We start from the raw sequence: 12,252 nt of genomic DNA on the forward strand, positions 1-12,252 counted from the left end.
AGGGGCAGGTGGGCTGGCTCAGAATCTTGAGGTACTTCCTCGCAGTGAAGTCGCCCCGAGCTCGTGCAGAACTTCTAGCGCTTAAACAGTCGCATCATCTATCGAAAGCCGGACGGTACACAGTGATGCCTTGTTCGCGAGCGGCCAACGCCGCAGGGAATCGTGCCGCCACCAGGCCTAGCAGGCGGGACGCTGCTTCATCGGCGGGCAGGAACGCCGCGTCGTCAAGCACGGCGTGCTGAAGTCGGAGGCGCTCGCCGTGCACGGTACCGGCGTCGAACAGCAAGTAGAGGATGAGGCGCAGACGGTGCTCGGCCGGGGCGCCCAGTCCGCCACGAGCAGCCGTCCGATGGAGGCGCGCAGGCCGAGTTCTTCGTCTAGTTCGCGGGCGCAGGCGCTCTCGGGTGGCTCGCCGTCGTCGGCCATGCCGCCGGGGATGAGCCAATGCGGCCGGTAGTTGGGTTTGACCAGCAGGATACGGCCCTGGGGGTCGGTGATGAGGGCGCCAGTGGCCACGTGCAGGGAGGCGAGCTTGGCGTAGTAGATCTCCGGTTCGACGAATTGCTGTGCTCGCTCGGCTCGCGGGTTTCGGAGTGCGTCATGGTGTGGTGAGCGTTTCCCGGGATTGCTCGATGTAGTCGCGCACGCATCGTACGTCCTGATGCGGTCGCAATCGCTGATCGATCTCGCGGAGTCTGGTCTGCAGGCGCGTGGGCTTGCGATTTCTAACTTCGGTGGGAGCGGTGCCTACCAGTCGGCGACTGGTCTGAAGGCCCGAATGTCGGTGGTTCGGGCGTGCTCCCAGGAGTCCAGGTGGTACGCGTCGGGGATCTTGCTCAGCGGATGATGAGAGCGCAGGGAGCACACGATCAACTCGCTGTCTTCGAGCGAACGCGGCCAGTCCCGCGGGGCGGACACATTGCTGTCCTTCCGGAAGGGGTTCTCAGCCACGATGGCGGTGACCCACTTGCTCGGCGTACGTGGGCATTCCGGCGACTCGTCGCGACGAGAGGCGTACTCGGGCAGATCACCCGGAAACGGGTCCGCGGACACGAGGTAGCCGGTTGGCTTCAGCGGCACGTTGTTCTCTGCACGGCGCCGGATGACGGCCCGGGCGGTAAGGGGGCGGTAGTAGCCGGTGGCGATGGCATCGAACTGCTCGAACAAGTGCCGGAGTGGCTGATTGTCTACAGGTATTCCCGGGAGTTGGAAGGACACGTTGCAGTGGCTAACCATGCGGGAAGCATGATTGGCGATATCAGCGGCCAAGGTGTAGAAGCCTCCGCCTTGGCAGACGTCGAAGTACGTCACCTGTTCTGTATGGTGGGCGTGTTGTAGGCCTTCGCAGCGCTCTCTCCACGCGCGGAGTGCGTTAAGGAATTCGCGGGCGCCTACGCCGTGCCAGTTCAAGGTGGCCTGCTGGATACTCCAACTCGGTCGGGAGGTCATCCAACCCAAGGAGTTGAACGCGTGCAGAAGGTCGGCGAGTCCGTTCTCGTCGAGGGCCCTAATAGGCAGGTCTAAACTGACGCCGCTGCCGTCCGCAGGCACCCAGTCCACGTCGGGTAGGTCTTGAACGAAAACGAGTTCGGCGTACCCGCCTCCCGACGTGACGTATGGCAGCGGGGTCAGGTCCGTGCTGAGTAGCGTGAGGTCGGAAGCCAACAAGTCAGTGGACGGCCAGCGTCGACGACGACGCCGGTTTCCCACAGGCAGGTGAACCCGACCGTGGGTGACTAGGGTCTCCCATTTGGTCCACAGAAGGTGGGCCAACGTCTCCGGCGCTTGCAGCACCTGCATCAGCTCTTCTTCGCCAAGCAGAAGGACAGGCTCCCTGCCTCGATATTGCGTAACCTGCTCACGGACGGTGGCGGTGAAGCCTGACACGCTGACGATCACGCCGATGACGGCGGCCGAGGCTGCCCGCTCCAGCCGAGATCGCACTGCGTCGAAGACGTCCACGCCGGCAGGGGTGTTTTCCCACTTGGCCTCGATCAGGTACCACCGATCCCCGTAGCTGGCTACCAGGTCCGTCTGCCGCGGACGGGCGATGCCAGCGTTGCGGTGGACGCGAAAGTGTGCCTGCTGGAATAGTCGCTCCAGAAGTTCTTCCAGTTGCTGCCCACGTTGGTGCGCGTTCGGACTGGACCGTAGCCGCTGGAACTCCGTCGGAAGCAGCGACTCCCATCCCATAGCAGTCCATCCTTACTGACCTCTTTTCATCCTCGGGCGACTTCGTAGTTCTGCAGAAGAGCGATGGCCTTGCAGAGGTGCCCGGCTTTGAGTGGGCAGCAGCGGAGCTTCCGCAGGATGCGCCAGGTCTTGAGCTGGGCGTTGGCGCGTTCGCCTGGACCGCGAAGGCGGGCGTGTGATCGGTTGGCCCGCTTCTGAGAGGCGGGCTTATCTCTGCCCTTGTAGGGCGTGATGACCGGACCACCGGCACCCTGGTAGCCCTTGTCCGCCAAGACAACGATCCCGGCCCGTTCCAGTTCCCTCAGGATGCCCCAGATCCGGGCAGCGCTGAGATCGTGCGCCTTGCCCGGCAACGCGCCGGAGGTCCACAGGATCGCCCCGACCGGTGCGGCGATCACCTGGATGTTCATCCCATGCACGCGGTGCTTGCCGGAGAAGTACGGGCGGTCGGCGGCGACCCGGTCGGTGCGGATCAGCGTGCCGTCCAGCACCAGGTAGTGCACCCCATCGCGGCGGGCCTTGCGCAGCGCCTGGCCGATCTTGGGCGAACGCGCCGACAGCAGCATCACGGTCTCCTCCACATACCGCCAGGCGGTCGCGGTGGAGACACCGAACCCGGCCCCCAGCTCGGTGAATGTCTCCCCCTTGCGTAGGTGAACCAGCACCAGCAGGGCCTGCTGTCCCGGGTTGAGCAGCCGCCAGGCCGACTTGATCGCCTTACGATGCCGGCGGATCACTCCGGCGACGTAGTTCAGCGTTGAACGCGACAAATCGACGGCGGCACGATAAAACAGCATCCGAGGCCCCTGGTTGTGACGGATCTGGTTGTGGTGATCAATCCATCTACCAGGGGTTTCTTACGTCGTCAGGTGATCGCCAAGCTCGCGATCAGGCTGTGATCAGCGCCCTGCCGCCAGGGGGATGAAAAAGCCTCACTGGGCCGTGCGCCGAGGCCTCGATGGGCTCAGCTGGTGAGTTTGAACAAGAACAAAGCCATGCCTCCAAGTCCTTCGACACCGACCGCAGCCAAGAGAAGGCAGAGTGACATCATGGCGAGGATCTGGGCTCCTGGGGTTGGTTATTGGAGGGCCGCCAGTCAGAGACCGAACCTTGGGGACACCGAGCAGGTGCGGAAAGAAGTTAGGCCCGCCTCGCCCGACTCCAGGCAAAGGGTGCGTTCGAGCGCCAGCGGGAGCGCATTTTGCCAGGCTAGGTGGCGTAGATGGCGGTAACGATTTCCCGGGCGAGGGCCAGGCTGGAAGCGGCCACGAACTTCTGTCGTGTGTCCATGGCCTTGTTGATATCGGCGATGCTTCCGAACTGGTAGTCCAAGGGTCTGGGATCGCCTTCCAGGTCGAGAACCACGCCGCCCGCAGCATCGAGGATGTAGTGCCCGGGGGCCAAATCCCAGACGGCGAAACCTTTGGCGAACTCAATGGTGGCGTCGGTGAAGCCCGCCGCGACGTGGCACAGGCTGATGGACCCGAAGTCGACTCCGACGCGGCCGCGAACGGCGCCGTCCGCCGAAGGTTGATTGAGCGCGTCGAGCAGGCGGGTCTGGCGTCCGAGCGGCTGGAGTCGTTCAGCAGGCTTCATCAGGTAGTTCGTTATCAGTGCCTCGCGCAGTTCTGCGAAGCGCCGCACCTTCAGCTCGTGTGCCTTGCCGTCTTGCGTGTAGACGAACGCCTGGTCGTTGCCGTCCTCGTCGCGGGCCGCGAGATACATCTGGAGATGGTGGAAGATGTCGCCCACCACAGCGGCGATGGGCCGGGCAAGGCTGCGGGAGTACACCATCACGTGTGTGTAGCCGTACAGGGCGCGGACGGCCAGCTCGCTGGTGTCGAGCGGATCGACCAGGACGCACAGATCCGGCTCTGGGTCGGCTCCGATGACTTGAGGGTCGGCCTCTTCGGAGGCGTAGATGTATGAGGGGATGATTGAGGTCAGGAGCTCTCGGTAGCGCTCATGCATCCACAGATCGTGTGCGGACAGGAAGTTGTCGGAGTGGCGCAGGTTGGCGGCCTCTGATCGTTCACCCGAGAGCGCGGCCTGGATCAGGCGTGGCCGGATCTCCCCGATCACCTGAGCGACCAGTTCGGCGAGGCTCTGGGCGAGGCCGGGGAGGGCGGGAGAGGTTGTCACGACGGGACCTCCGTACTGTTAGCGCAGCTCCAGCGGCGGTTCGATTCCTGGTGGGCTCATCGTCGCGGCGATGAACACCGCCTTGAAGTTTGCCGCTCGCATGATGCCCGCGCCGGTCAGATCGTCGAAATCGCTGACTTCGAGCTTCCCCTTGGTCATGGCTCCGAACACCGCGAAATAGATCTGCGCGCCGGGATAGCGGTCACGGATCTCGCGTGAGATGAATCCGACCACATCGGCATGCTTGACCTCAAAGTCGCACAACACGACCTCTGGAGCGTCTGGCAACTCCGGGAAGATGGATGCTGTGTCGAGGCTGATGAATTCGCGGCTCTTGTTGCATTTGAGGTAGCCGATGGGGCAGCGTCCGAATTGGGCGGAGGCGAGGAAGGTGGCCATGACCAGGCCGGCCTCGTTGATTCCGAAACAGGCGTCTACATCGGTACGGCGCCCGAGGTTTTTGATCTGGTGGATGAGGCGCTCGATGCCGTAGCCGAAGGACGCCCAGGTGAGGTTGAGGAGCTGGCCGGGGGCAGGGTTGGGCAGGGAGTAGACAAGCCTGTCGGGAGTGCCGAATTCGACGGTAGGGGCCGCGATGATGAAGTCTTGGCCCACGGCGTTGGATTCGGCCGGTGTCGTTCTGGCAGTTGTGCTGCCTGTCCCTGCTGTTGCCGGCGCTGTGGCGGGTGGTGGGGGAGTGGACTGGGTGGTGGCGTACCTTTTCAGGGCGAGTTGGTCCTCCACTGCCAACCTCTCGTACGCTTCGGCGACCAGATCGCTGGGAGAGATGTCCTCCTCGGCCACCCCGGTGGGGCCGCCTCCGTAGGCGGCGGCGAGGATCAGCAGGCTGGTGAAGCTGGGAGCCGATCCGGACCTGCTGCGTTCACGGGCCCAGGTCTCCCATGCGTTGATGGATGTACCGCCCAGGCTGGTCTGGTGGCCAGTCATCTGGTTGTACCGGACAGCGGCCTGATCCTGGGAAAGACCGCAGGCATACCGGAGTGCCTGAAGGCTGCAAATGAGCGGATAGCGACGCATTAGTTCCGTTGCCGCCTTTTTGACTGATCCCGTCTCCAGCCACAACTCATTCCCGATCCGTGCCAATCTGCGCCCTCGTGCCTGCGGGCTCGAATCCTGTCCCTGCCTCGACATCCGACTCCCCTCCTCCCGGAAGCGCCATCAGATTACCCATCCGCATGGGCAATGGCTTGCGGCTACCGGAAATAGGCAGGTGGGAGCCACCCAGAGACCAGGGCGATTGCAGACTTACTCCGAGGTGTAAGAGATTCGCACCGCTGGCTACCGTCATTGTCGTCGGCAAGCAACCGCTCCGGAGATCCGCAATGACAAAGCATGACAGAGAAGCCACGAACACCAACCGCCTCGCCGTTCGCCGAGTAGCCCGGTCAACCACGGTCCAAATGTGCGACCTGATCGACCCTGAGGACATTGCGACGATGGGCCCCAGGTACTGGCTTGATCTCCTGCACCACATCCGGACCGACACGCTCCGCCCCAGGCTCGACGGTGAGAACCTGCTCATCGAGATCCACGACCCGGCAGCAGGTCAAAGCCCTCACCTGGTGTGCACCACGAAGCGTGCGTACACCGAGTTTCAGAAGGCGGCCGTCGATTGTCGGTTCGACGGGTTGAAGCCGGCACCGTTTGGCCTGGGGTTCGGTCCGTGGATCTGGGCCGACGGTGTCGTTGAGGAGGCAGTGCCCAAGGCTCTGGACGGGGTCGCATGAGCTCCCCTCGGGCCGGGTCTGGCGGGGGACCCGTCGGGTGCATTTGGGTTACTCAAGACAGCGCGTCTGTCGGCCGTGCTTGCCCGGCGGTGGAGAAGAATTCGACTCTCCAGGTCGGAGACCTGTCGCCAGGGGCTTCACGAGAAGACAACCTGAGCTGAGGCATCGGTGCGACTCGACTCGACAGATCCGCACCGCAGTCGGGGTTGGCTTCCCAGCGAATCTTCCAGGGGCTGGGAGCGGGGCTCTGGCCGTCCCCATGCCCACGCAGACCGGCCAGAGCCCCGTCGAGTTCAGCTGCGACACGCGAGAGCGACGACGACCGAGGCCGCCTCTGAGAAGGCCGTTGCCGACAAAGCCGAGACCGAAGGCGCCTTCAAGGCCCTCAGACGCAGAGGGAGTTCGTGACCGGGGCCTGCGCTGAGATCTCGGTCAGATCAGCCAGCAACTCACCAGCCAACGCCGAGCGAAGGGATACGAGCTCATTACACAAACTTCGAGATCTCTTACATCGCAAGGCCAAGCAAGGCCAGCTCGGGTGAGGAGGCCCGCAGAGGTACCACTCAAGGCGCGGATGGTTGCGCCAGACCACCAGGAGGAGTAGCGAGGCCCCGGCTGAACTCCTTCCAGGGCTACCGCTGGAGTCGGCCGCCGCCCTTCCTCAGGAACACCAACACAGGACAGGAGCAGAAGCGAATGAGCACTTCAACCATCGAACAGGGCGCCGAAGGAGCGGCCGAGGTCGCTGGCACGCACGCACCGTTCGACCCGTTCGACCTCGACATCAGGCTCACGGAAAACACTCCGGCGGCCAACACCTCGTTGAGGTGCGGTACCGGTGACACGTGCGGCAGCTCCTGCCCGAGCGCCTGCACCACTTCGTAACCCCGCTGGCCCAGGCCCCTCTCGACCGGACCCGGGTCTTCCAGCCCAGCCCGGATGGTGACAAGGAAAGGGAGTGATCAGGATGACGCGGACGCGGATCAGACGGTATCGGCGCACCGGTGTCGGGCTGCTGCGCGCCACCGTGCATCTCGCTCCTCCGGCCCATCCGGGCTGGCCGAAGCCCGGCTCCTCGGTCGAGCAATGGCGGTCATGGCTGGCACAGGTATGGGCGGATGAGCCCTTCCAGCAGGCGGTCACCAACGCTAGCCCAGACTTGGCCCGACAGCTTCAGGCGATCTTCGATGGGCAGGTGAGCAACGTCCGCCGGGTGCGTCGCGCCGCGCTCTCCATCGCCCGATACGCCATCCGCTTTGCGCACCGCTCCACCCCGTTCGGCCTGTTCGCGGGTGTCGCCCTGGTCGAGTTCGGCAACACGCCGTTCGTGCGCGTCGGGGATGCGCACGAGGCCGTCGACCGGCCCGACCCCACAGAACTGGACTTGGCGATCACGACATGGGAGACAGACGAGAAGGGGATGGACGGCGTCGAGGTATGTGTGAACAACCTCGCCAGCGTGCGCGGCGGCCGCCTCCATGTACCGGCCGAGGGCGCGAACGAATTCTCCCTGGCCTCGACGGCAGCGGTGGACCTGGTGCTGGAAGCGGCCGGCTCTCCGATCCCGCATGCGGCCTTGCTGGGGAAGCTTGCCGCCGAATTCCCGCAGGTCGAGCCTTGCCGCCGGGCCGAACTGGTCGCTGAACTGCTACGCACGCGGCTGCTGCGTTCCCGGCTGCGTGCGCCGGCCACCGTCACCAACCCGGCCAACCTCGTGTCGCCCGCGCTGCTGGCCGCCTGTGAGCGCACAGCGGTGGACTTTCGGTTGGACGCCGAGGTGCGCCTGCCTGAAACCGTCGCGGCTGAGGTGGAGACTGCGGCGACCGTGCTGGCCCGGCTTGCGACCCATCCCGCTGGTACTCCGGCCTGGCGGCGATACGCCGAGCGATTCGTCGACCGGTTCGGCGAAGGGACCGAAGTCCCCGTCGAACAGCTCACCGCCCCCGACCGGGGGTTGGGCCTGCCGGACGGGTTCGGCCTGCTGTCGGAGCCGCCCAGGCCGATGTCACGCCGCGACCGGCTGCTACTAGATCTGGCCGGGACCGCTGCCGTCGAGGGCAAGCAGGCGGTCATCTTGTCCGAGGCGCTTGTCGAGGAGTTGGAGGCCGCCGCGGCCGAGCCGTTCGGCAACATCGCGCCGGCGCCGCACTTCGAGGTGTGCGCGCAGGTCCAGGCCCGGACGGTGGCCGCGCTCGACGCGGGCGACTTCCGGTTGCGCGTCCACACCGTCTCCCGCGCGGCCGGTTCCATGTCCGGGCGTTTCTGGCATCTGCTGCCGGGCCTGGCTGCCGGATACGGTGCCCTGCCCACCGTCGCGCCCGGCGCGACATTGGCGCAGTTGTCGTTCCACCCCACACGGGCCGAGGCAGACCTGCTCACCAGGGCACCGCGCGTTCTACCGAAGCTGGTCAGCGTCGGCGAATACCAGGGCGGCGAGGATGTGCTGTTCCCGCGCGATCTGTCGGTCGGCTTTTGCGACGGTCATCTGTATCTGGCGGTGGCCGCGACCGGGGAACGCCTGGAGCTGTTGGCCCCCACGGCGATCAATTTCCTGTGGAACAACTACACGCCGCCGCTGGTCCGGTTCCTGGCCGAGATCAGCCGCGCCGCCACCACCCAGGTGACGTGGTTCGACTGGGGCGCCGCGTGGACGCTGCCATTCACTCCGGCGCTGCACTATCGGCGCACCATCCTGGTCGCCGCCCGCTGGCAGCTCCACGCCCGAAGACTGCCCGGCCGTACGGCACACCTGGACGAGTGGGCCGAGCGCCTGCACGCGTGGCGCGTCCGGGCCAGGGTGCCCGAGCGGATACTCCTGGCCCTTGATGACCAGCACCTGCCACTAGACCTCGCGCGAGAGATGGACGTGGACCTGCTACGCGCGCACCTGAGCGGCAATCCGATCGCGGTGCTCTTCGAGGCGCCGCCACCGGACGCTGACGGGTGGCTCGGCGGCCGGGCACACAGCATCGTCGTCTCAGTGGAGTCGACACTATGAACACCCTCGCGACGCAGGCCCTGGCCGAGGGCGCGCTCGGCCAGGCACTGCTGCACATCGAGCGCGCCGATCTCGCCGCCGCGCGTCCCCTGTTACAGGAAGCGGTCTGCGGCGGCGTCAGCATCGGCTCCAACGCGAGCTTGTATCACGGAGCTCCCGCGCTGGAGTTCGTCCTCAGCCGCGCCGGGCGCGTCAACCGGGATGTGCAGGCGGGCGTTGACCGGGTCGTGGCCGCCCGTCTGGCCGCTGCCCGGCAGCGGCACCAGGAGGGGCTGTTGCCGTCGCTGGCGGAGTTCGACCTGATCAGGGGACTAACGGGGTTGGGGGCACTGCTGTTGGGCCGGCCGGGCGCCTCACCTCTGCTCGAAGAGGTCTTGACCTATCTGGTGTCGCTGGCGCGCCCGGTCACAGTTGATGGGCGGATGCTGCCGGGGTGGTGGTCGTCGGACAACCCCACGCACGAGGCGCAGGTCTCCGGCGGTCACGGCAACAACGGCATCGCCCACGGCATCGCCGGGCCGCTGGCACTGCTGTCGTTGGCCGGTTGCCGAAGCGTCCAGGTCGACGGCCAGCGCGACGCCATCCAGATGTTCGCGACCTGGCTGGAGGAGTTCGGCAACTCCTACTGGATCACCCTCGACGAGCTGACCGACGGCAAGCCGCTGCCGGTACCGCCTCTGCGGCCGTCTTGGTGTTACGGGGACCTTGGGATCGCCCGCGCCCTGCAACTGGCTGCGCTCGCCCTGTGTGACCCGGCCCGCAGGCAGAAGGCTGAGGATGTCGCGATGGCGGCGCTGCTCGACTCGGATCGGCTCGGTCGGGTAAGCGATGCGTCGCTGTGTCACGGCTGGGCCGGGATCTTGACTGTCGCCACCGCTATCGCCGTGGACAGTGCCTCCCCGGCTCGGTTCACCACAAGTATCCGGAGAGTGCACCAACGCCTGGCCGCCGGACTCGGCGACCTGACCAAGCCCGGGTTTCTTGAGGGGCGTGCCGGGGCGCAATTGGCGCTGGAGGGCTGCAACCGCACCGGCTGGACCTGCGCCCTACTCCTTCACTGACCCTCACCGTCCCACCGACCCGAACACGGAGCGAGCAGGAGCGACTCGACACCATGGACAGCTATGAGGACAACCTCGCCCCGCCGGCCGAGCCGGAATGGTGGCAGGCCACGATCAGCTTCCCCGACCGCATCGGGGTGAGCCCTGAGGCGGCGCTCGCGCTGTCGGCCGCCCTGGTCGGGCGGCGCTTCCACTTCCTGCGCAAGGAGGGCGGGCTGCGGCTGCGCACGGATCGGCCTGTGGACGTCGTACTCGACCGGCTCATCGCCGACCAGGTGGTGGCCGGATGGGTCAGCGGCATCTACGAACCCGAAACCGAGGCGTTCGGCGGGCCGCAGGGCATGGCCATCGCCCACGAGATATTCAGCGCCGACAGCCCCGCCGCGCTGGCCGAGACCGGCAGTCCCGACGGCAGGGAGCGATGCATTCTGCTGCTGTCGGCGATGTTCCGGGCGGCAGGGCTCGACCCGTTCGAGGTCGGCGACGTGTGGGCGAAGATCGGCGAGCTGCGTCCTGCAATTGACCCGCCCGCCGAAGCGCGCCGGGCGGCGGCGATCAACGCGATGCGGCGCCTCATGAACGCCGATGCCGCCCAGCGGCCTCTACCTGAACCGGGGTGGGCCGAGCGCGTGGCCGCCTTTGGGGACGCAGGCCGCCGCCTCGCCCGGTGCGCGAAGGACGGGCACCTGAAGCGAGGGCTGCGCGCCGTCCTGGCTCACCACGCCATCTTCGCGTTCAATCGCGCCGGCACGTCCGTGGCCGAGCAAGCGGCGGCGGCCTGGCTCGGCTGGCAGGTCGCCTTCGGAGAGGACGGGCCGGCCGCCGTGTCCACCAGCCCCTCCTCGCCAGTAACACCTACCTTCACCAGGATGGAGACCACCATCACTACCGCTGTCGATCCCACCAAGCTGCGCGAGGCCATGGTGGCCAAGTACATCGGCTCCGGCCACCTGCGCACGCCAGAGATCATCGAGGCTTTCCGTGCGGTCGAGCGCCACACGTTCGTCCCCGACGCTCCCATCGAGGCCGCCTACGTCGACGACGCTGTGGCGATCAAGCATGACCCAGGCGGAGAGATGATCTCGTGCATCTCCGCGCCGTCCATCGTGGCCACCCAACTGGAGCAGGTCGGCGCTCGCCCCGGGCACAAGGTCCTGGAGGCCGGGGCGGCCACCGGATACAACGCGGCGCTGCTCGGCCACCTGGTCGGCCCCAGTGGACGCGTGTGGACGATCGATGTCGACCAAGACCTCGTCGACACGGCCCAGACGCACCTGCAAGCGGCCGGGATGGGCAACGTGACGGCTTTGCTCGGCGACGGCGCGGCCGGGCTGCCGCAGCACGCCCCTTTCGATCGCATCCAGTTCACCGTGGGCGCTGGCGACATCCCCACCCAGGTGCTCGACCAACTCGGCCCGGACGGTCGTCTGGTCATCCCGATGCGAATCCGCGGCAGCATTTCCCGATCCTTCGCCTTCGAGCTGGACGGCGACACCTGGAAGACGGCCTCCTGCGAGATGGCGACCTTCGTGCCGCTACGCAAGGGCATCGGCGATGACATCTATACGCGCGTCCCCATCGACGGCGAAGGCGATGTCTACCTGGAGACCTTCAGCGAGCAACTCGTCGACCGGGAGGCGATGCGCACGATCCTGGACACCCCAGCCCACCCGGCCTACACCGGGGTGCAGTTCCGGCAGGGCGACCCGTGGCAGTGGCTGTATCTGTGGCTGGCCTGCGTCCTGCCCAACGGGCTGTCCCGGATGCCCGGCAGCCGACCGGGATTCACCCCTCACTTCGCGTGGGGCTCGATGGCCGCGCTCGACGCAGACACCCTGGCCTACCTGACCATCCGCGAAGGCGAGGACGGCGAAGGACGCTTCTGGCAGATCGGCGTCATCGGCCACGGCCCACGCGCCACAGCCCTGGCCGAGCAGGTCGCCACTGCGATCGAGGAATGGGACCGCGACTACGGCAACCACGCCCCCGCCCCCGGCTTCCGCATGGCCACCAGCAACAACCGTGACCTGCTCAAGGCCGCCGATCCGCGCTTCATCATCGACAAGCCGGCCAGCCGCCTCGTAGTCGACTGGCCTTAGGGAGGAGTCAG

The 12,252-nt window shown here is 66.4% G+C and carries 10 protein-coding genes; 5 read left to right on the forward strand and 5 right to left on the reverse strand.

From position 1 onward, the window contains the following. Positions 1-177: 177 nt before the first annotated feature. The 5 genes from ACFYUV_RS06520 to ACFYUV_RS06540 form a co-directional block, all read right to left on the reverse strand. Entirely contained in the window at positions 178-516 is a 339-nt protein-coding gene (locus tag ACFYUV_RS06520; protein ID WP_387665685.1) for an NUDIX domain-containing protein, read from the reverse strand. Between the two features lie 231 nt (positions 517-747). Next, entirely contained in the window at positions 748-2,193 is a 1,446-nt protein-coding gene (locus ACFYUV_RS06525; RefSeq protein ID WP_387665687.1) for a restriction endonuclease, read from the reverse strand. Between the two features lie 26 nt (positions 2,194-2,219). Beyond that, positions 2,220-2,990, reverse strand: coding sequence for a transposase family protein (locus ACFYUV_RS06530; protein WP_387665690.1), 771 nt, complete (start codon positions 2,988-2,990; stop codon positions 2,220-2,222). 412 nt (positions 2,991-3,402) lie between these two features. Beyond that, the gene (locus ACFYUV_RS06535) at positions 3,403-4,335 is read right to left on the reverse strand and encodes an inositol monophosphatase family protein (protein WP_387665692.1); all 933 of its coding nucleotides are present in this window, start codon (positions 4,333-4,335) and stop codon (positions 3,403-3,405) included. A gap of 18 nt (positions 4,336-4,353) precedes the next feature. Then, positions 4,354-5,418 carry a hypothetical protein gene (locus ACFYUV_RS06540; RefSeq protein WP_387665694.1) on the reverse strand — a complete coding sequence of 355 codons (1,065 nt, stop codon included), beginning with the start codon at positions 5,416-5,418 and terminating at the stop codon, positions 4,354-4,356. A 338-nt stretch (positions 5,419-5,756) separates the two neighbouring features. Between ACFYUV_RS06540 and ACFYUV_RS06545 the strand changes: the two genes are divergently transcribed. From ACFYUV_RS06545 to fxlM, 5 genes are all read left to right on the forward strand, one after another. Further along, positions 5,757-6,083, forward strand: coding sequence for a hypothetical protein (locus tag ACFYUV_RS06545; RefSeq protein ID WP_387665696.1), 327 nt, complete (start codon positions 5,757-5,759; stop codon positions 6,081-6,083). Between the two features lie 696 nt (positions 6,084-6,779). Further along, positions 6,780-6,968, forward strand: coding sequence for an FxLD family lanthipeptide (locus ACFYUV_RS06550; RefSeq protein WP_387665698.1), 189 nt, complete (start codon positions 6,780-6,782; stop codon positions 6,966-6,968). Between the two features lie 82 nt (positions 6,969-7,050). Then, a complete protein-coding gene (locus ACFYUV_RS06555) occupies positions 7,051-9,081 on the forward strand; it encodes a lantibiotic dehydratase family protein (RefSeq protein ID WP_387667453.1) in 2,031 nt (676 codons plus the stop codon). Then, positions 9,078-10,142, forward strand: coding sequence for a lanthionine synthetase C family protein (locus ACFYUV_RS06560; RefSeq protein WP_387665700.1), 1,065 nt, complete (start codon positions 9,078-9,080; stop codon positions 10,140-10,142). The genes ACFYUV_RS06555 and ACFYUV_RS06560 overlap by 4 nt, the downstream gene beginning before the upstream one ends. 53 nt (positions 10,143-10,195) lie before the next feature. Continuing rightward, entirely contained in the window at positions 10,196-12,241 is a 2,046-nt protein-coding gene (gene fxlM / locus ACFYUV_RS06565; RefSeq protein WP_387665703.1) for a methyltransferase, FxLD system, read from the forward strand. The last annotated feature ends 11 nt before the right edge of the window (positions 12,242-12,252 follow it).

This window comes from Nonomuraea sp. NPDC003560, assembly GCF_042878785.1.
In the GTDB taxonomy this organism is placed as follows: domain Bacteria; phylum Actinomycetota; class Actinomycetes; order Streptosporangiales; family Streptosporangiaceae; genus Nonomuraea.